This is a genomic window from Anaeromassilibacillus sp. An172 (genome assembly GCF_002160515.1).
In the GTDB taxonomy this organism is placed as follows: domain Bacteria; phylum Bacillota; class Clostridia; order Oscillospirales; family Acutalibacteraceae; genus Limousia; species Limousia pullorum.
On record NZ_NFKS01000016.1, the window covers coordinates 22,894 to 41,055 of the forward strand.

The 18,162-nt window shown below is 49.3% G+C and carries 21 protein-coding genes and 1 pseudogene; 4 read left to right on the forward strand and 18 right to left on the reverse strand.

The annotated features are described in order from the left end of the window. The 7 genes from B5F08_RS08420 to mobQ form a co-directional block, all read right to left on the reverse strand. Window positions 1-762: a hypothetical protein gene (locus B5F08_RS08420; RefSeq protein ID WP_087378283.1), complete on the reverse strand. Its 762-nt coding sequence runs from the start codon at window positions 760-762 to the stop codon at window positions 1-3. A gap of 27 nt (window positions 763-789) precedes the next feature. Continuing rightward, complete coding sequence (locus B5F08_RS08425; protein ID WP_087378285.1) at window positions 790-1,611, reverse strand: hypothetical protein; 822 nt, start codon at window positions 1,609-1,611, stop codon at window positions 790-792. Beyond that, entirely contained in the window at window positions 1,608-1,997 is a 390-nt protein-coding gene (locus B5F08_RS08430; protein WP_087378287.1) for a helix-turn-helix domain-containing protein, read from the reverse strand. The genes B5F08_RS08425 and B5F08_RS08430 overlap by 4 nt, the downstream gene beginning before the upstream one ends. Window positions 1,998-2,118: 121 nt before the next feature. Continuing rightward, window positions 2,119-4,191 carry an Hsp70 family protein gene (locus tag B5F08_RS08435; RefSeq protein WP_158096268.1) on the reverse strand — a complete coding sequence of 691 codons (2,073 nt, stop codon included), beginning with the start codon at window positions 4,189-4,191 and terminating at the stop codon, window positions 2,119-2,121. A 23-nt stretch (window positions 4,192-4,214) separates the two neighbouring features. After that, window positions 4,215-5,324 carry a hypothetical protein gene (locus B5F08_RS08440; RefSeq protein ID WP_087378291.1) on the reverse strand — a complete coding sequence of 370 codons (1,110 nt, stop codon included), beginning with the start codon at window positions 5,322-5,324 and terminating at the stop codon, window positions 4,215-4,217. Window positions 5,325-5,449: 125 nt separating this feature from the next. Beyond that, window positions 5,450-5,683 (reverse strand): helix-turn-helix domain-containing protein, encoded by a 234-nt coding sequence (locus tag B5F08_RS08445; RefSeq protein WP_087378293.1) that lies wholly within the window; start codon window positions 5,681-5,683, stop codon window positions 5,450-5,452. A 146-nt stretch (window positions 5,684-5,829) separates the two neighbouring features. Beyond that, on the reverse strand, window positions 5,830-7,539 hold the full coding sequence (mobQ, locus tag B5F08_RS08450) for a MobQ family relaxase (RefSeq protein WP_087378294.1): 1,710 nt from the start codon (window positions 7,537-7,539) through the stop codon (window positions 5,830-5,832). 203 nt (window positions 7,540-7,742) lie between these two features. On the opposite strand from mobQ, the gene B5F08_RS08455 reads away from it, so the two are divergent. After that, on the forward strand, window positions 7,743-7,997 hold the full coding sequence (locus B5F08_RS08455; protein WP_087378296.1) for a hypothetical protein: 255 nt from the start codon (window positions 7,743-7,745) through the stop codon (window positions 7,995-7,997). Window positions 7,998-8,059: 62 nt separating this feature from the next. On the opposite strand, the gene B5F08_RS08460 is transcribed toward B5F08_RS08455, so the two are convergent. The 5 genes and pseudogenes from B5F08_RS08460 to B5F08_RS08485 form a co-directional block, all read right to left on the reverse strand. Further along, window positions 8,060-8,266, reverse strand: a complete 207-nt coding sequence (locus B5F08_RS08460) for a DUF3847 domain-containing protein (protein ID WP_087378298.1) — start codon at window positions 8,264-8,266, stop codon at window positions 8,060-8,062. Between the two features lie 4 nt (window positions 8,267-8,270). After that, window positions 8,271-8,480 carry an LLM class flavin-dependent oxidoreductase gene (locus B5F08_RS08465; RefSeq protein WP_442856068.1) on the reverse strand — a complete coding sequence of 70 codons (210 nt, stop codon included), beginning with the start codon at window positions 8,478-8,480 and terminating at the stop codon, window positions 8,271-8,273. Between the two features lie 392 nt (window positions 8,481-8,872). Beyond that, window positions 8,873-10,063: pseudogene (locus B5F08_RS08475) on the reverse strand (DNA primase family protein); the annotation flags it as partial. A gap of 126 nt (window positions 10,064-10,189) precedes the next feature. Further along, complete coding sequence (locus tag B5F08_RS08480) at window positions 10,190-12,109, reverse strand: recombinase family protein (protein ID WP_087378302.1); 1,920 nt, start codon at window positions 12,107-12,109, stop codon at window positions 10,190-10,192. A 1-nt stretch (window position 12,110) separates the two neighbouring features. After that, window positions 12,111-12,314, reverse strand: a complete 204-nt coding sequence (locus B5F08_RS08485; protein ID WP_007885061.1) for a transposon-encoded TnpW family protein — start codon at window positions 12,312-12,314, stop codon at window positions 12,111-12,113. Between the two features lie 202 nt (window positions 12,315-12,516). Here B5F08_RS08485 and B5F08_RS08490 point away from each other — a divergent pair, with 202 nt between their 5' ends. From B5F08_RS08490 to B5F08_RS08500, 3 genes are read left to right on the forward strand one after another with little or no spacing between them, the layout of a single operon-like run. Next, window positions 12,517-13,419: a sigma-70 family RNA polymerase sigma factor gene (locus B5F08_RS08490; protein WP_442856065.1), complete on the forward strand. Its 903-nt coding sequence runs from the start codon at window positions 12,517-12,519 to the stop codon at window positions 13,417-13,419. 31 nt (window positions 13,420-13,450) lie between these two features. Then, the gene (locus B5F08_RS08495) at window positions 13,451-14,371 is read left to right on the forward strand and encodes a hypothetical protein (protein ID WP_087378304.1); all 921 of its coding nucleotides are present in this window, start codon (window positions 13,451-13,453) and stop codon (window positions 14,369-14,371) included. After that, a complete protein-coding gene (locus tag B5F08_RS08500; RefSeq protein WP_087378306.1) occupies window positions 14,368-15,405 on the forward strand; it encodes a virulence RhuM family protein in 1,038 nt (345 codons plus the stop codon). The genes B5F08_RS08495 and B5F08_RS08500 overlap by 4 nt, the downstream gene beginning before the upstream one ends. Window positions 15,406-15,471: 66 nt before the next feature. Here B5F08_RS08500 and B5F08_RS08505 read toward each other — a convergent pair whose 3' ends face one another. The 6 genes from B5F08_RS08505 to B5F08_RS08525 form a co-directional block, all read right to left on the reverse strand. Continuing rightward, the gene (locus B5F08_RS08505; RefSeq protein ID WP_442856066.1) at window positions 15,472-15,789 is read right to left on the reverse strand and encodes a DUF6809 family protein; all 318 of its coding nucleotides are present in this window, start codon (window positions 15,787-15,789) and stop codon (window positions 15,472-15,474) included. Continuing rightward, entirely contained in the window at window positions 15,761-16,111 is a 351-nt protein-coding gene (locus B5F08_RS08510) for a TnpV protein (protein WP_087378310.1), read from the reverse strand. The genes B5F08_RS08505 and B5F08_RS08510 overlap by 29 nt, the downstream gene beginning before the upstream one ends. Before the next feature lie 103 nt (window positions 16,112-16,214). Continuing rightward, complete coding sequence (locus tag B5F08_RS13385) at window positions 16,215-16,376, reverse strand: hypothetical protein (protein WP_204245177.1); 162 nt, start codon at window positions 16,374-16,376, stop codon at window positions 16,215-16,217. Window positions 16,377-16,463: 87 nt separating this feature from the next. After that, window positions 16,464-16,646 (reverse strand): hypothetical protein, encoded by a 183-nt coding sequence (locus B5F08_RS08515; protein WP_087378312.1) that lies wholly within the window; start codon window positions 16,644-16,646, stop codon window positions 16,464-16,466. Further along, window positions 16,647-17,507, reverse strand: a complete 861-nt coding sequence (locus B5F08_RS08520; protein ID WP_087378314.1) for a ParB/RepB/Spo0J family partition protein — start codon at window positions 17,505-17,507, stop codon at window positions 16,647-16,649. It lies immediately after the preceding gene. Window positions 17,508-17,615: 108 nt separating this feature from the next. Further along, window positions 17,616-17,954, reverse strand: coding sequence for a replication initiator protein A (locus B5F08_RS08525; RefSeq protein ID WP_087378316.1), 339 nt, complete (start codon window positions 17,952-17,954; stop codon window positions 17,616-17,618). Between the last annotated feature and the right edge of the window lie 208 nt (window positions 17,955-18,162).

Here is an 18,162-nt window from a genome sequence, read left to right on the forward strand (position 1 = left end):
TTACCTCAAATCTACGCCTGGCAGTCGCCCTTCGTTTCCACACAGAATCATTCCCTGGAGTTGCAGGATAACATCTTGAAAGAACAGGTCATGCAATTCCATATCCAATTTCTGTCCTCGATTTTGACTTCCAAATCGAATTACAGGTTTCCCGCAACCAACGATACGCAAATTCCAATATCTGTTAGGATTGCTTAATTGAAAATGACTTCCGGTATTGCACAAATAAATGGTATACTGTTTAGTGTTATTCTTCTCAGAAAAACGGCACCTATCTGCAAGCATATTAAAACCAGTCATATCTGTGATTACAAACTCTCGATCTACATCATTGAGCAGTTCCTGCATTTGCTTTGATTCTTTATACCAGTGCTGCCTTTTAATTAAGTCAAAGATTTCGTAATCCAAGTCTTCAGTTTCATCCAATACACTATCCAATATTTTTTCCATATCAGAGAGTTCAATCATACAAAGCTCAGCAAGAATTGGAAGGACATCTTGGGTGCCTTTAAGCGGAGTGTCCAGAAGCTCGTGAATGCGAGAAGGCTGAATTCCGCTTGTTTTGTTCTTTGCTTTCAACAATTGCGATGATGGTTGAGCTTCAGCTTGCCGAGCGATCCAGCCGGCAAGAGCTCCTGCTTTATATTTTTTTAATAATTCAGAACAAGCGGATGCCCGATCTGTTTTGTCGCAGTTTTTCAAATAACTGCGCAATAGCGGAATACTGTCTATACGAGTGCCATTAAGCCATAAATAAGTCATATCGGACTCCTTTCGAGAAGCTAAATGTTACGATATTTCGCCTCTTGCCAGAAGCCTACGGCGAGAGTACACTACAGCTCTATTGACTTTGGTATATCCAGTACCAGTTCGAGCATCTTCGTAGTAGTCGCTATCAGGGAGAATCAGCACCCCATGTTCATCAGTTAAGAGTTCATCATAAACAGTAATACCCATTGTACTCAGCTTGGAAATGATTTCTCCTTTCAGAGCGTACAAGGTGTTATTATTTTCATTACGATTAGCATAATTGACAAATTTTTGAATCCATTCGCCAAAAGCCTTATCTTTAGTCACATCAAACCCGATATTTGCATCTTCATCACACGAAGATAAATAGTCAACCAGACTCTGCAACATCTTTTGAGAATCTTCAAGAACCGCCTGAATGCTCGCATCATCAATTTCCAAATGTACGGTTTCTTTTCTTACAGAAGTTGGCGTATTCTTGTGCATATACATTTTGTAAGAAACACCAGTTGATATGGCAGCAACAGCCAGTGTAGATGTACCTACAATCCATGACGGTAAGGAAAAATGAGAACCGATTGTAGCGCAGAGTGCAGGGGGAATCGTTGCAATTAAAGATGCACAGATAGCCGATCCCTTCGAATTATGAGTTTGAGTTTGACATTCTTCGGAATTTGTAATATCGGGAATAGCTTTCACCCCGTTTAACACATTCTCTACGGTCTTTTCGGGCATTTTTCTGATGATACGCCACGCATTTCGGCTTGTGGGCGAGAGTGTTCTCGCAAAATCACTTTTCTCTCCGGTTCGCTCTTCCCACTTTTCGTTATGAAGTTTAATACCATTCTTAATATCCATCATTTTTTCTCTCCTTTAATAAGCGCAAGTGTTCGGTCTATTTCGTTGAGCTTTTTGAGCAAGTCATTTCTCTGTTGTTCGAGCATTTGTTCGACATAGCCATCTCCAGAACTGCTTGCCGCCTGCCCCGAAAACGCATTATATTCGGCGGAAGTAGGTTCGGAAGAAGGATTCAGAGCTTCATCAAGCTCTTTAGTGACATATTTAGGATTCGCTTCCATAAAGGCTCTAACAGCAGCTTCATCAAAGATTAAGGCAGCTCCACGCTGCGAAGCAGATTGTCTTGCTTCCAGCTTAATCCCATTAACTCCTCGGTTTCGCCATCTCCGAATGGTTTCACGATCGACTTTGCATAAAGTCGCCAGTTTTTCCACAGAAAAGAAAATCATAGTTACCTCCTTGTATTGGTGGAAGGGACTGAACAAAAACATCACGCAACTGCGGGATATTGAGGTTCAGTCCCTCGCATATAAATAATTACGCCTGGAGAGGATGGCAGTACGCTTATCCTCAATCATCGTCAACAGGGTCTTCGACGATTAGAGCTCCGAGCATTGTACGCTTCTTGTCTTCCAATGCTTTTTGCATTTCATACAAACACTCTCCCAGGAATGGACGATACACATCGTTGCTGTCGTAGGTACTCTTTAACAAGTTCATTAAGCCCTCGCCCCAATTTTCGTTACGCTCGTCTAATTTCTCAGCAACAGCCTGCATATATTCGGATCGGCTCGTGCCCAAAAATCCTCCGATACGCCCAGGATTTGGGAAAGCAGAGTAGATTTCGTTTTCCTCAGCAATTTGCTCGTCAACAAGTTCAAAAACGGCATCCAAATAACCATTCAAGAAAGAATCGATATAGTCCAAGGACAACTCATCATCTTCGAAAAGCGTGGTGTTATCCATTCCGCTTCCCGCAAGAAAATCACGGAACTTTTCATTCAAGGTAGTAGTAATGAACCGCTTTGCTTCTGTAGCATGTGTAGCACAGTCCTTTTTCAAGTCGTCATAGAACCATTTTTTGAAGTTTGCACGAGCACGAGAAATAACTTGACCAGAATCATATTCGTGATTGCCCCAACGCTTCAACGAGTCAACAACACAATTTATTGCTTTGACTGCGATTGACTGATTAGCTCTTGCACCGAGGAGATCATGAGCATTTGAAATAATAATATTTAGAGTACTATTGCCGTCAGAATCTTCCTCATTCAAAACAGCGTCAAACGCTCTCTCAAAATCAAGCTGTTTAAGTTTATCGGGACCAAAATACCAAAGTCCTTTTGCAATAGTAGACATAGGACTTCTATCTTTATACAGATCAATGTTTGGGAGAACTTCTAAGATGGTGTCTTCAACAAACGGCATCAATCCTGCACCACCAGTCAAAACAACGGTAGCTTTCTCTGTTTGATTTCCCCTTGCCGCTTGAGCAAGCAGCGGGCAAAGCTCAGTAGCCTTTTCGATAAATGTACGCAGGCAACCAGCCCATGTTTTGTTTCCGATTTCGTTCTGCATTTCGATAGGAAGATTGTTAAATTCATCTCCCAATACGGAACGGATCGACAACTCTTTCGTAATGGCATTCATCATCGTATCATTGGTATAGAGTGTAAAGAAATCCCAATCAGAGAACATGGGATCTTGCACATCCAATTCAACGGCATTCGTTATGTCTCTGAGGATGGTTCCGCCTTCCGCACTCGCAGAATAGTAAGTTTCTTTCAATTTCCTTGTTTGCAACAGAATGAAATTGTAGAATATTCGGTCAGACTTGCACCTATTGATTACAGTTTGCAGAAGATCGGGTTCATTATGTGCTTTTTTGCTCTTCCCATAAGCGTTTTTAAGGTTTTGCACAAGCATCATTCGCTCAATCAGAGAAGCACCCGTATATCCACCGTATGAGAAAACACCATCTTTGTTGACGAAAGTTGCATCATTGGAATACGCTCCCAAGTCAATGCACAGCACGCCCTGCTCCGCATTGGCACGAGCGATAGCACTATAGCTATGTTGTGCAGCCGCCATTGCTGCATTGGATTCGGGAACAATAATCGGATTTTTATATCCTGCATCAATAAAAACTTGGCGATAAGCATCTACGATACTTTTCTTACGCCAACCGGTCGGCATTCCGATAATCCAGTATTCTTCATTGCCGGGAAGGAATGCTGTTGGATTCTTTTTCATCATGCGTTCACGCCAAGCCCGTGCGTAAGTCGCCATCAGATCGTGGTTGTCTTTGTTGGGAATTTCCTTGAAATCTATCATAAATGAATCAACATTATGATATGTATCACTCCTCATAACATAAAGCTGATTGCCTAACTGGTAAGAGCCGTCTTTCATTTTGGCGAAACCGGATGGTTCACCACCTTCTGCCATAAGAGGCTTGGGTTCCTGGCTGGCAAGTGCATCTTCCCCCGTAAATGCCGCCATTGTTCCACGACCATTATCTAATGAGTGAATGTAGCGTGCCATATGTTTTTCTTCCTTTCGCTTTATGTAGTGCGAACTTGCATTCGCAAATTGGTTTGTTTTAGAATTATGCGAGGCATCGAGTATATTTGAAACAGCCACAACGATGCCTCGCATATAGATAATTACGCCTGAGTAGGAATGGCAGTACTGACAGTACGCTTTTCCTTAATCATGGATGCGATCTTCTTGCCAACCTTGAAAGGCAGAGCGATAGCACCCTTAACGAGCCATGCCAGAAGATCAATGATTTCCTGTGCGTCTTCCTTGGAGTCGATAGCAGAACCGATGGCAATGATGATGCCCATGCTTACAAGGAAAGAAGCAAATGCACCAGTGAACCCGAACACACCAATGAGGAACAGGATGAATGCAAAGGTGACATAGCCAACAGAAAACTGCATAAACTTGGTCAAAACCCACTTGAGGGCGATCTCAACCTTGGCGAGCAAGTCCATCGCAAATTCCTTGTCGATCTCGCCACGAGCAAGACGCTTCAGAATGGAACCCTTAGAAGCACCGGCAGAAACGAGAGCTGCAACAACATGAGGATCAGCATTCTCAGCAGTAACGCCTTCAATGCGACCGTCAAGAATCTGACCATAGCAAGCACAAGCGAGCATAGCATAGTTGTCAGCCTTAGTAAATGCGTTCTCCATCACATCTGCAACAGCGGAGCCGCAATTCTCGGATACAAACTCCTCGTCGTTCAGAGCTTCGATGACTGCCTCGTTGCCCTCGGCGTAAACAAAAGCATTCATGTTGTTGCCGGAAATTTCAGCAACGAGCTCGTCGATGTGCTCGGCAACACTCTTATCGCCAGAGCATTCGAGCGTCCGTGCGATCTCCGCCTTCAGCTCTTCGGGAGAGGGAACCTGGATGTTCTTGCCAGGAACTGCATTTGCGTTGCAAACCGTCATCATAGCAGAGAGCGTAGCGAGGTAAGCGTATGCCTTGTCTTCATCCATACCGGCGATAGCAGTTTCGAGCTCCTTACGGCAATCAGCCTCGGTAACATGACCTTCTGCGTTGCAGAACTCATAAGAGGTAGATACGATGGATTCGATTACGCTGTCCACGGTAATGTCGGAAGGCAGCTTGTGTACATAGCGATTGATGAAATTGGTCATTGCCTCACGAGGGCTGTTCAGATTGTTTGCATCCTGCTGGATTTCGATCAGATTAGCCTGTACATCTTTGTAAAAGAAACGGGGTGTCTTCATAGTGTTTTTCATTGTAGAATCCTCCTTAATTTTTGTGGATTTCTTGATTACACTCATATTGTATTACAAGTTACGACAAATGTCAATACTTTTCACGAAAAAAGTTGAAATTATTTTTTGGTGTCGTATCTTCGCCGCTATTCTTTGATTTCGCTTGGTTCTGAGATGTCTTCTTGTACAAAGCTTATTATATCTCCTGCATCGCAATCAAGGACATCTGCGATTTTAAGAAGAACGGAGAGTGCGACCCCGTGATTTCGACGAAGCTTTGTGAATATATCTGGAGCGATACCTGCCAGTTTTCGTAATTCCGCTTTGCTCATTTTTCTATGTGCAAATAAAATCCACAATTTTTTATAACTTACGGTCATTCAAGCTCCTCCTCATTAAATGGAATACATAGTTATTGTTATTCGACAAAGCTACAGGAAAAACATATTATTAACATTCAAATAATTTATATCAAAATGCAAAAAAGCGGGAGCGCAATTCGTAATGAACTGCACTCTCGCAAGTTTTATCTTTCCCAATCCTTGTGTTTGGGCTTTTTGATTTGCTGTTGTTTTCGCTTCTGCTTTTGTTGTAGCATCCGCAGTTTTTCTGTGACAGACCGTTCCTCGGCATCCTCGCCCAAGAGAGCAGATACACTCCGCTTGCTGTCGGACATCCTTGTACGGTCATACTTATCGCCGTAGGCTTCCTGTACTCGCTGTGTGGCTCGTAGCTCATACTCGGAACGAATAGCCAGCCGTGCATCGTGAAGCTCCACGGGGTCAAAATCTTCTGCTTCCTTTTGTAGCTCGGCGTACTGCTTCAAAGCATCGTCAAGCTCGGCAGCATACTTGGCTTCGCTTGCTTCAATCTTTTTCAGTCCGTCCTCCAAAGTGTGGATTTGCTTTTTGAATACCTCGGCTGTCGCATCTTCGGGGTATCTGAGCTGTCGGAGCTGCATCGCCTTTTCCGAACGCAGTTCCTCTAAATCCTCGGTCAGCTCGGTAATCCTCTTGGCAAGATCACGGTGCTTTAAGACATGAATGACGGGCGTTGCTTGCTTCTCGTCCAATGCCGCTTTGCGCTCCTTGCTTTTCTTTGAGATTTTGTCTACAAGGGCGGTATATTTCGCCATATCCTCACGGCACTCGTTTAAGGATTTGCGGATCGCCTGCTTGCCGTTTCCGATGTGCAAGAGCTGATACTTGAAGATCAGCATATTGCTTCTCAGCCGTTCCATAGCTTTTGCAATAGCGGGAAGTGTGTTCTTGACCGCCTGCGCCAGCTTTTTGACCCGTCCTCTCAGTTCCCGGAGCAGGGCATTGTCGGCCTTGATCTGCCGGTTCAGCTCGCACCGGTCAGAGATGATACCCTTTTTCTCCATAGCTCTGGCAACCACACCCTCATGGACCGTAGGCCGCTCCAGCAGGCCACGTTCGGCATGGCTGCGATGGTCGATGCGTTCCTCATGTCCGGTGCGCTCCAGATGGCGGTTTGCTACATCCGCCCATGCAGCCCGCCACAGGACAAGCTGCTCGTCGCTGTTCCAGCGTTCCGTGATGGGATTTTGCCTGCCGAACTTGGTGCTTTTGGGGTACTTGGACACCCGTTCATAGCCCTGTGCCTGCGCTGCGGACGGGGCCATATACACCTTCTTTTTGCCTACCTTGTACTGATACTGCTTCTCCCATCCATCAGCCTGTACCTGTTTGAATTCAGCGGCAGTGAAGCCCCGTTCCTCGCCGTCTTTGACGCAGAGATATTCTTTCTCGGTCTTGTACTGCCATTTCCCCTTTTCATCCAGTGGGCGCACCGTCAGCAGGATATGGGCATGGGGATTGTGTCCGGGAGGATACGGGTCATGGATAGCAGCATCGGCGCACATTCCGTCTGCTACAAACTGCTCCTTGATGAAATCTTGCAGGAGCTGGATTTGTTCCTCCCGGCTCAGTTCTATGGGCAGCGCCGCCACAAATTCACGGGCGAGACGGCTGTCCTTTGCGGTTTCGGTTTCCTCCACAGCGTTCCACAGGGTTTCCCGATCCTGCCACTCTGCGGGGGCGGTGGCTGGCAGAAAAACCTGCCGCCACCCAAGGCCCTGTTTGCGGGTGTAGTCGTGCTGCACCCCGTCATACTCATTGAGCATCCGAGAACAGCTCAGATAGGCCGCAGCAGCCACAGCGGAGCGTCCGGCTTTACGGCTGACCATCTTGGCCTCTAAATGATAAATCGCCATTGTCTACCGTCCTTTCCGAAGGGCTACTGTAAAACGCAGCAACCCTTCTTCCGTACTCGATTGCAACAGGTACGTCGTGAAATGCGACGCACCGCTATCAGGGGTGGAACAAATCGTTCCACCCCTGTATCTGTGTCAAGCTGCGGAACATATCCGAAGGATTTGTTCTGGGCAGAGTTGACGCAGGCAGACGGCGGGATGGGGTGGCAATATACCACCCCATGAACAGGGGATTCCAAAGTGGAAACCCCTGCGCCGACTGCATGGGCAAGGCTGGCAGTTTGATAGAAATGCAGCCTTGTCCAGCGGCTCCCGCAGGAGCCGCAATCCCCCTCGGACTGCACCCGCAGGTGCGTTTCGGAGGGCAACCGCCGCAGGCGGCTCTTGGCCCGGAGATGAGCGCACGTGCCCGACCAACGGGAGGGATACCACCGCCTGCTTTAGCAGGTGGTGAGTAAGTGCGCCCTTCGGGATAAAAAAGAGGAAGGCCCCCGGTTTCCCGGAGACCTCCCAGCCGTTTTCAATCGTGTGCAGCCAGCTTTTGCCGCAGGTATTCTTCCAGATTTTCAAGCCCTACCGTCTGTGCTTCCGGCAGCACCTTTTCCAGCACAGCGCCCTCCTGAATGAGCCGCCTTGTCCGGGCTTTTCGCTCCTTCACCCGGTCCCGTGCCTGGGCTTCCTCCAAGCGGTGCTTTGCCTGTAACAGTTTCTTTTCTTCACTTGTCATAGGTTTACCTCCGTTTCTGCCAGATCAGGTCATAGCCCAGCACATCAGCCAGCTCCACGACCTCTTTATAGCGAATAGGTTCTCGCTGGAGCTTGGCGGACAGGTTGGAAACACTGTCCGACCAGTCGTATTCCTCATGGAGCCGGTCAACTACCTCCTGCATGGTGTATCCCGCCCGGACGATCTGTGCCTTAATCTCGTTGCGTACCGTCATCATAAAAATCCTCCTAAATTTACTTGATAAAAAAGCGAAGCCGGTACGCCCACTGACATAACCGCTTCGCTGTGCCGTAAAAATTCCCTTGTCACCAAATCCGTTCAGAATTGCCGGTGTGATGTCCTGCCCATAGGTCGCACCTTCCGACTTTCCCATTCCGTGTGACTTGGCTTGAAACCGTGCATTTTCCCATAATTCCATGCACCCGGTTCGCTGGTTCGAGAAGCACGGTTTCGTAAAATGCTTTCTGCCAATCGTCAAATACTTTTCGATTCTCACTTGCCTTGATTTAGTATGGGGATTTGACCGGTGATTCTGACCTGACATAGCCGCTGAATTGCTATAAAAGGGAGAACAACGGTCAATCAAAGCGTACATACGTACATGGATCAGCGCCGCCATTCCTCCGGCACATCTTCCGGTACGTACGTACGCATCGAATCACCGGAAAACACTGATATGTGATTTCTCACTAATACCTCAATCCCCAGAAAGCCACGCACCCTCCGTCCGGCTGCGTTGGTCACATTATTGCAGTATTCCAGATTGTAGCGGCTCTGGCAGGCAATCAGGGCTTCGCTGAAGCTGCGGGGTTTCAGGGCAGGCAGGTTGTTTTCGGTACAATAAATCTGGTATGCCTCGTACAGCTCTTTGGAGCTGGCAGATAGATCAGCTTTCAGACGAACATACCCGTCAGAATCCAGAAAATCATAGACATTGTTGTTGTCCCGTTTGACTGCCTCCCGGTTTTCTCTGGTGCGGTCACTTTCGGTGAACTTGAAGTTGTTGGCAGCCAGCCGCTGCAATCCCTCAAAAGCCCACAGCAGAATACCCTCCACCTCGGCTTTCATCTTCTCGGCAAGGTCAGGATCATCCACACGGCCAGCCGGTTTTTCTTTCGTGGTTAGCACCAGCTGGCGGCGATAAAATCCGTCGCTCCGGTCAAACAGCGCCTGCAAATCTCCGTTGGAGAAGGGCAGCAGCCGGGCGCACATCCATCCCTGATAGCTCTGCTTGCCCTTGCGCTCCAAATCCATCTTGCCCTGGGCAGTGACGATGGATTTCACATAGTTGGTCTGGCGCAGGGCCTCCATTCGCATATCGTCATCCACGCACAGGAGGATATGTTCCAAATCGGCACGGGCAAACCGGTTCTCGGATATTTTCCCGATGCTGCCATCCTTCATGTTGGAACCGAACAAAGTTCCCAGCACAGCGCCGATTTGCGACTTGCCCTCGCCGCCGCTGCCCTTAATGACCATCATCCTTTGTCCCTTGTTGCTGGGAATCAGGCAGTAGCCGATATATTCCTGCAAGGTGGGGATGTCCTCCGGGTAGAGCAGACCGTCCAGAAATTGCAGCCAAAGAACAGGTTTCGGGGCATTGGGGTTGTAGGCCACGGGGAAGCGGTTGCGGACGATTTTCGGCTTTCCTTTCGCAAAGGTTCCATCCAGAAAAAGCGTCCCGTTGGAAAGATGAATCCGATCCGGCTCCGGGGGAAAATCCTCCACCAGTACTGCCAGTTTCATCAGCTCCACAATGTTGCTGATTTTGCGGGGAATGTTGCTGACCGCACAGCATTAGTGTTCCGCCGCATCCGGCACACAAATATTCTGTTTTACCAGTTCAAAGAGTGTCATAAAAATCCCTCCGTTTCAGGGCATAAAAAAGCGGCCTGCCCGGTTTATTTGGGCAGGCCGCATTCCTTATGCAGTTTGTGATGTTTCCGTTTCTTTAGCTTTCCGCTTTTCCTGCCGGTAGAACTTCTCCCGGCAGGCAGGTTTGCAGAATTTAGCGTTGGGGCGGACAGACTGGAACGGCTCCCCGCAGCACTGGCACACCAGCTGGTACGGTTCACCCGGAACGATCAGCCCCTCGGCAATCTTCTGTTTGCGCTCCTTCTGGCGCAGATACTTTTCATGGTCACGGATGCGCTTCTGGCGGCGCTTTTCCTCCGCAGCCAGTTCTTCCTCGGTGGGTTCGGGCATGGGCACTTCAAACTTCCCGATGAAATTCAGATAAATCTCAATTTCCTGCACCCGCTCCCCGGTGCTTCTGTCCGGGGCATGAACCAGAATTTTCTCCACAAATTCATGGATCATAGGGGCGGTCAGCTCGGTGAAATCCGTATATTTCTGTGCCAGCGCCAGAAAGTGGCTGGCACGGTCGGTGTCCTCGTGAAACTGGTCCAGCTGTGCCTGCTCGGAGGCAAGCAGCTGTTCCAGCTCGGCCTGTTCCTTTTCATACTCGGCACACAGCAGCTCGAACCTTTTTTCCTCCAACTTGCCCATGGCATAGGTTTCGTATAGCTTTTTAATCAGCACATCCAGCTCGGCGCTGCGCTTGCGCTCCTTGGCCACCTTGCGTTTCAGCTCCTTGGCCGCTTCCTGCTGGCGAACCTGTGAAATACTGCGAACTTTCTGAATAAACTCCTCCTTGTTCTGGATGGCATAGCTGGCGGTAGTGCGGATGGTTTCCAGAATCAGGGCATTCAGAGCCTTAGTGCTGACCGTGTGAGAAGAACACATCTGAGTTTCCCGCTCAAAGGTCAGGGTGTAGGTGGAGCAGCTGTAAAAATCCACGGAATATTCCCGCCCGTTCTTTTTGCGCTTGCCCCGGTGGTTATACATCTTGGCTCCGCAGTCGGCGCAGAACACAAGGCCTGTCAGGGGATTGGCGACGCCGGTGGTATCTGTCCGGCGCACCGTCCGCTTCACCTGCTGGGCCAGCTGCCAGGTTTCCGGGTCAACAATGGCCTCGTGGGTATTCTCAAAGATCAGCCAGTCGGACGGGTCATTTTTTACCCGCTTATCCCGGTAGGACTTCTTGGAAGAACGGAAATTGACGGTATGCCCCATATATTCCGGTTTCTCCAGCATGGAGCTGACCGTGAAGCCGTACCAGTCATAGGGGCGGCTGGTGTCCACGGTGTTCTTCCGGCTGCCCCTGCCGTTACGTGCCAGATAATAAGCGGGGCACTCCACCTTTTCCTGTGTGAGTATCTTGGCGATCTCATAGGGGCCGTGCCCCTCCACCGCAAGCCGGAAGATCCGCCGCACCACAGCGGCGGCTTCCTCGTCCACAAGCCAGTGGTCCTTGTCCTCAGGGTCTTTTTTGTAGCCATAGATGGCGTTGTTGGTGGTGGGCTTGCCCGCCTTGCCTTTGACACGGTACGCTGCCGAAACCTTTTTGGACTGGTCACGCAGATACCATTCGTTCATGATATTGAGAAAGGGCGCAAACTCGCCGCTGTCCTGTTCCTCGCTGTCAATGTTATTGGCGACAGCAACAAAATGAACCCCATTCTGCCGGAACATTACCTCGGTGTAAAAGCCGGTTTGCAGGTAGTTTCTGCCGATCCGACTTAGGTCCTTACACAGCAGATGGGCCACCTTTCCCGCCTCGATGTCCGCCACAAGGCGCTTCCATGCGGGACGGTCAAAGTTGCCGCCGGACCACCCATCGTCTGTGTAGTGGACGATATTGGTGTAGCCCCGCTGTGCTGCATAACTTTCGAGATACCGTTTTTGGTTCAGAATGGAGTTCGAGTCACCCGTGAGGTCATCGTCACGGGACAGGCGCTCATAGAGCGCAGTGATTTTTTCTTCCGTCTGTCTGTTTGCCATATTAGGCGCTCCTTTCAGACGGACGGCTCATTTGTGGCAGTTCCATTATACCACATTCCGGCTGGTTTGCCAGCCCGTCATTGCGGATCAGCCGTAAAATTTTATCTTCCATCGTTTCCTCGGCGGTTTCGCTGAGGTAGACACGAACTTTATAGGTGGTGTTGCCAATGTGCCGGGTCAGAAACACGGCATTTTTATCTGCCATAGAACCTCTCTTTCTTGCGCTTTCGGCGCATCCGGTGTATACTGTTGTTATAGTTCCGTTTTTTGTAACCTGCGATTGTGTTACTCATTTTTTGTGTTGAGCCTGTACATGGCGAGTGCCCCCTTTCTCCTGCGTGAACGAGCAAATGTAACCCAAGTAACTTGTTTTCAGATTACTCTTTCACTAATAGGAGAAATCCGGGGTGCAAAACGGAACCATTTTTGAAAAATCGCAAAATATTTTTTTGAAAAGAGGTGGGGTCATGGCGTATCTGTCTGATGACGAGCTTCTGGATACCGAGGGTGGCTTCACCGGATGGGACGATGGGACAGGCGCAGGGGCGGAAGAAACGCTGGAACAGGCGCTTGCGGAAGAACGTCTGGCCGAGCTGGAAAGTGAGCTGGAGCAGGACGAGCATCCCATCGACTATGAAGCGGAGCTGGAGGACGAGGAGGAAGAAGCTGCCCCGGTCAGTGATAAACGGCTCAAACGGGAGATGCGGGCCGAGGCCATACGGCGGCTGGAGGAAGCAGCACGCACGGAGAAGGATTTCCGGGCCGTGGTGGAGGAATGGAACAAGCTGGACCGGAACCGGGAGCGCCGGGAACGGGACCACGAAAACCTCCGTGGGGATGTGCCGCTGGAATATCAGGCGGTGCCGGAACCGAAGCTCATTCCCCGCTGGATGAACAACCCCACATACCGGCAGCTGATGGCCGGGAACTTTCTGGACATTCTGTTTGACTGCCCTTATGAGATGCACAACCTGACCGCTGATCCCTTTATTTCCCGCATGGTGGAGGAACTGAGCGAGGAACACAAGGAAGTTTTGTATTTCCTCTCTTTGCGGCTGTACAGCACCACCCGGCTTGCCGCTATCCGTGGGCAGTCTGACCGCAACATCCGCAAGCTGCGGAAAACTATACACAAGAAATTGCAGCGCCAGATGTATGACCATCTGTGCGGCAAACCGGAACATAGCCTGACCTTGCGGGAACGCCAGTTTTTAGAGGAATACTCGAAAATCGCAAGAAAACAGGGCAAGGATGCCGTGATCCGGCGGGAGAACAAGACCAAGCGCAGAAAAAAGAAAAACCGCCCCTGATAATTGGGACGATTAAGGAGAAAGGGCGTGTATGATGAAAAATATATTTGAACAGTCCCGTTCCCATTGGGTGCGGTACGATCATTACGAGCTGAAAACAGCGGAAGATGGCAAGCGGTATATCACCCCCGGCAAGAGCGCAAAGCCGGATGTCTACAATCCGCTGAAAGAGGTCCCTGGCATTGTGCTGGATGCCCTGAATGTGGGGATGCTGATGATGGGACGCAAGCCGGAAGCAGAAGTGGAAAAGGCGATAATGGAGTTTATCACCCGGTACGGCCTGCTGGGGCTGATGACCGCTCTGCCTACCACACCGTCCTTTATGGACTATGAGGCGGTGTACCTGCCGAAAAACCACTTCATCAAGGAAGAATCCATGGCGACAGACAAATACTTGTCCCTGTTTTATCCTTTTGACCAGCTGGACTTGGTGAAGAAAGGCATAGAATCCACGTGGAATGTGTCCGGTGACCGGACGATGATTGCCCTGACCATGACCTTCATGGACGAGCCGATGGCGAAAAACATGAGTTTCCAGCGGGAATATGCGGAACCCTACGAGTGGGTTGCTCAACAGTTCAAGGACTGGGCTTTTACGCTGACCACCGCCTTTTTCTACTACAATGACTATGATTTCATGGGCGAGGACGAACGGGGGCTGCACCGCAAGGCTATGGCCGCATTTGGCGGGATTGCCCCCAGCTACCACATTGAGCTGCTGGATAAGCCCACCATTTACTGGGATTTTCACTCCCTGCTGTTGGGCATCCAGATGATGTTCAGCTTCATGTTGGTGGACAGTGACCAGCCCCTGCGCCTGTGCAAGCACTGCCAGAAGGTGTTCCTGGGCAGCCGGTCCAACGCCGCCTTTTGCAGTCCACGGTGCAAGAATCAGTACAATGTCTACAAGAGCCGGGGAAAGAACCGGACGGATGGAGGTGACGAAGAATGAGTGAGGAACAGGGACTGACCCCGTATGAAACCAGAGAAATTCTCTTTTACAAGACTGAAAACGGAGAGGTGCGGGTGGAAATCCTGCTCTTTCAGGAAAATCTCTGGCTGACGCAGGCAAAAATGGCAGAGCTGTTCGAGGTGCAGAAAGCGGCCATTTCCAAGCATCTGAAAAAAATCTTTGAATCCGGCGAACTGAGCGAGGATTCAGTTGTTTCCAAAATGGAAACAACTGCGGCGGACGGAAAACGGTATCAGACCAACTATTATAATCTGGACGCCATCATCGCTGTGGGGTATCGTGTGAACTCCAAAAAGGCGACCATGTTCCGCATTTGGGCGAACCGGGTGTTGAAAGAGTTCATCATCAAGGGTTATGTGATGGATGACGCACGGCTGCGGGAGCCGGAGAACTTTTTCGGCAAGGATTATTTCGAGGAACAGCTGGAGCGTATCCGGGACATCCGAGCCAGCGAGAGAAGGTTCTACCAGAAAATCACGGACATCTATTCCCAGTGCAGCGCCGACTACGATGTGGAAAGCCCCATCACAAAGGAGTTTTTTGCCACGGTGCAGAATAAGCTCCACTATGCGGTCACCCATCATACCGCCGCCGAGATCGTATACGGCCGTGCCGACAGTACCAAGCCCAACATGGGGCTGACCACATGGAAAAACGCCCCCAAAGGCCGCATCCGCAAATCGGATGTCACCGTCGCTAAAAACTATCTGAACGAAACGGAAATGCGTAACCTGAACGAGATCGTCACCATGTACCTGGACTATGCGGAACGGCAGGCCCGCCGGGGAAATGTCATGTATATGGCCGATTGGGTCAAGCGGCTTGACGCATTTTTACAGTTCAACGAGGAAGATATTCTGCATGATAAGGGTAAGGTGACTGCTGCCATTGCCAAAGCCTTTGCCGAGAAAGAGTTTGAAAAGTTCCGAGTTTTGCAGGATCGGACCTATCAGAGCGACTTTGACCGGCTGGTTGCGGAAACTTCGGATGATCTGGATGATTTGACAGAATAACCATATACACAGAAAGCCCACGCCTCCGGTTCTCTTTCCGGCTGCGTGGGCTTTTTCGGCCATCGCCTATTTCTTGTTTTGCAGCTGTTCATGGGCTTCCTGCTGGACGATCAGCCCCGCTGAAAAGCCATACTTGAAATGGCTCTCACTTTCCTCGCATTGGGCAATAGCGTTCTGCGCCCGGAGTTCCTCCACCAGAGCATAGTCCTCTTTGCTGAGCCGCTGGGATAACTGATCCATCAGCTCTGCACAGGTTTGGACCGCCTTGCGGTATTCCAGGGACGTGGGCACTACCGTTTCACAGGGATAAAACTCTCCATTATACATGGCTTCTAAAATCATGGTGTTCCCTCCCTCAACAGTAAACCAGCTCCGCCAGGACAATTTCCTCGGCTCTGTTGTGGATGGAGTTCATGGAGCGCACCCATGCCATCTGGTCGGCAGCTTTCAGGGCTTCTGTGACGTCCTCTTGCTGCATCATGGCTTTTTCAATGATTTCCAGCCGCTCCCAGCAGGCGGTGTCGATTTCCTCCAAGTGGGGAAACAGCTTTTCGGTGATAATGAGATCGGCATACAGAATGGGCCAGTGTTCTTTTAAGTAGGCACGGCGCAACCGGCCATATTTCCCGATATGGTACTCTTTGGTGTCCGATAACACAAGATCGGGAATGAGATAGTCGCCGCATTTGGTGTAAGTCAGTTCCATACAAGGCTCCTTTCGTGGGAATGTGGTTGACAGTTACGGTAGGTTTGAGGGCATCCCTCCTTTATCATAACTGTCTTTTCATTCGCCACAAATGAGCCGTCAGTCATGATGTAATGTTTTTTGGTGTAATCCACCCTCTATACATTACATCATGATTGGTAATGGAGTTCGACTCCATATCCTTTTTGTCATCGTCCACCGACAAACGGCAGTAAAGGGCGGTGATCTTTTCTTTTTCATGCCCGTTTTTGTTTTGCGTTGTCATTAATTCTTCAGTCTCCTTTCTGACAACCGGGCATTGCAGGGTAATGCCAGTATACCGTGCAGTGCCCGCATTGTCGAATGTGCAGGGTTAAATATTTTGCAGTTCCAGAAGCAAGTCCCAGAACTGTTTTAGGACGGTTTCTCTGCCCTCTGTATCAAAATGGGTGGTTACCTCATAAGCCGTACCACCGATCTGCATGGAAAAGGAATCGTTGTCCGGCGAGCGAAAATAGGGAACGAAACTTCCCAAAGGAATTATTTTATCGTCCATTTACCGTTCCTCCTTTGCGTTTCGTTCTCTCTGCCGCTGCCATTTTTCCAGCAGTTTGAGGATAGTATTCTGCATATCCTTGCCCGTATAGCTTTTGGGAAAATACTTCTGTATCTCCTCTTTGGGAAAGCGAATCTGCTCCTTTTGGTTGGCTTTCTCCTCGCTCATCACGGCAAAAATAACATCAGCAGTGAGCCTGCCTTGACGGGAAAAGCCACGAAGCCTTTGCGCCTGTGAAAGAGACGGCGTAGCGTCCGCATATTCGATTTCGTTCAGAAGCAAATGCTGTTCTTCATGGGTTAAGTACGACAATTCCACCGCAGGCGTGAGGGCAATCCTGCCCTTGTCCACCATCTCAAGTAGTTCGGGGATCAAGTAAGTCAGGCGGATATACCGGTGCAAAGTATCCTTGCCGATACCGAATTCATTTGCGATTCTTTCATCACTTCGATACTTTGTCGCAACCTGCGACAAAGTTAAATCGGTACGCTGACCTTGTTTCCGGATTGCTTCCCATTTCATTTTGTAGGCGAATGCACGCTCGCTGGGCAAAATATTGTTCCTGTGTAGGTTGGCATCTACCATCATGGAAACCGCCTGCTCGTCGCTTAGATTGCGGACGATAACAGGTATCTTTTCCATACCGAGTTCTTTGCAAATCTCCAAACGCCTGTGTCCCGATATGACCTCGTATTCACTTTCCGAAAGAGGACGGACGATCAGCGGCTCGATTGTACCTTGTGCCTTTATGCTCTTTAAAAGCTGTTCCTTTTCTTCTCCGTTCCGCAGCTTGAACGGGTGATTCCGAAAGGGAACAAGGGATTTTAAATCTAAGTATTCAATCGCTTCTTTTTCTTTCATATGTTATGAAACCTCCGTTGTTTTTCTTTTTCGGGTAGTAAGTATTCTTACTCTATTTGTCTTAATAGCTTCTGATCTTCGGAACTTTAGAAGTCCGAAAACCGGAAATCAGAACTTTTTCAAGTAGATGATGTTCGGCTTTCCCTGTCCCTGCCGCTTGCGGAGGATCAGGTCAGCCTGTTCCAGTTCCGAGAACAGCCTGCATATCTTTTCGTGCCCGAAGCGCAGCTTTTCCTGCGCCTCTTTGACGGTAAAGAACTGGTAGATGCGCCCACGCTTGTCCGTCCAGCCGTTTTTGGCGGAAAGGTGCATACGGTCGAGCAGCAGGCCGTAGAGCATTTTGGCGTCGGTGGAAACCGGTTTGTATTTTTCCTCTGTGAACAAAGCCTTGGGGACTTTGTAAAAGACATAGCTTTCCGCTTCGGATAATTTGAAATACGGATTCAGAAACTCACCTTCTTTCTGTCACGGTTTTAACCCGTGATTTTGTATGTTCGGGTATTACGGTATTCCTTATGGTGTTTTCGCTTGAGAAAAGACTTGATTTCTGCGGCTTTGCGGCTTCAAAAAGCGTGACATAGACACTCTGTTTTCATTCGTTCCAAGCAGCAGAATATTCCTTTCTTAAATTTCCGCCCTATCGGAGCGAGCAGAC

What these genes read in the sequence shown, in the direction of transcription:
- B5F08_RS08440 (WP_087378291.1), bottom strand. Translation starts at nt 5,324, where the DNA reads ATGAAAAACACTATGAAGACACCCCGTTTCTTTTACAAAGATGTACAG.
- B5F08_RS08485 (WP_007885061.1), bottom strand. Translation starts at nt 12,314, where the DNA reads ATGGCAGATAAAAATGCCGTGTTTCTGACCCGGCACATTGGCAACACC.
- B5F08_RS08460 (WP_087378298.1), bottom strand. Translation starts at nt 8,266, where the DNA reads ATGACAAGTGAAGAAAAGAAACTGTTACAGGCAAAGCACCGCTTGGAG.
- B5F08_RS08420 (WP_087378283.1), bottom strand. Translation starts at nt 762, where the DNA reads ATGACTTATTTATGGCTTAATGGCACTCGTATAGACAGTATTCCGCTA.
- B5F08_RS08510 (WP_087378310.1), bottom strand. Translation starts at nt 16,111, where the DNA reads ATGGAACTGACTTACACCAAATGCGGCGACTATCTCATTCCCGATCTT.
- B5F08_RS08515 (WP_087378312.1), bottom strand. Translation starts at nt 16,646, where the DNA reads ATGGACGATAAAATAATTCCTTTGGGAAGTTTCGTTCCCTATTTTCGC.
- B5F08_RS08445 (WP_087378293.1), bottom strand. Translation starts at nt 5,683, where the DNA reads ATGACCGTAAGTTATAAAAAATTGTGGATTTTATTTGCACATAGAAAA.
- B5F08_RS13385 (WP_204245177.1), bottom strand. Translation starts at nt 16,376, where the DNA reads ATGACAACGCAAAACAAAAACGGGCATGAAAAAGAAAAGATCACCGCC.
- B5F08_RS08495 (WP_087378304.1), top strand. Translation starts at nt 13,451, where the DNA reads ATGATGAAAAATATATTTGAACAGTCCCGTTCCCATTGGGTGCGGTAC.
- mobQ (WP_087378294.1), bottom strand. Translation starts at nt 7,539, where the DNA reads ATGGCGATTTATCATTTAGAGGCCAAGATGGTCAGCCGTAAAGCCGGA.
- B5F08_RS08465 (WP_442856068.1), bottom strand. Translation starts at nt 8,480, where the DNA reads ATGACGGTACGCAACGAGATTAAGGCACAGATCGTCCGGGCGGGATAC.
- B5F08_RS08425 (WP_087378285.1), bottom strand. Translation starts at nt 1,611, where the DNA reads ATGATGGATATTAAGAATGGTATTAAACTTCATAACGAAAAGTGGGAA.
- B5F08_RS08430 (WP_087378287.1), bottom strand. Translation starts at nt 1,997, where the DNA reads ATGATTTTCTTTTCTGTGGAAAAACTGGCGACTTTATGCAAAGTCGAT.
- B5F08_RS08480 (WP_087378302.1), bottom strand. Translation starts at nt 12,109, where the DNA reads ATGGCAAACAGACAGACGGAAGAAAAAATCACTGCGCTCTATGAGCGC.
- B5F08_RS08500 (WP_087378306.1), top strand. Translation starts at nt 14,368, where the DNA reads ATGAGTGAGGAACAGGGACTGACCCCGTATGAAACCAGAGAAATTCTC.
- B5F08_RS08520 (WP_087378314.1), bottom strand. Translation starts at nt 17,507, where the DNA reads ATGAAAGAAAAAGAAGCGATTGAATACTTAGATTTAAAATCCCTTGTT.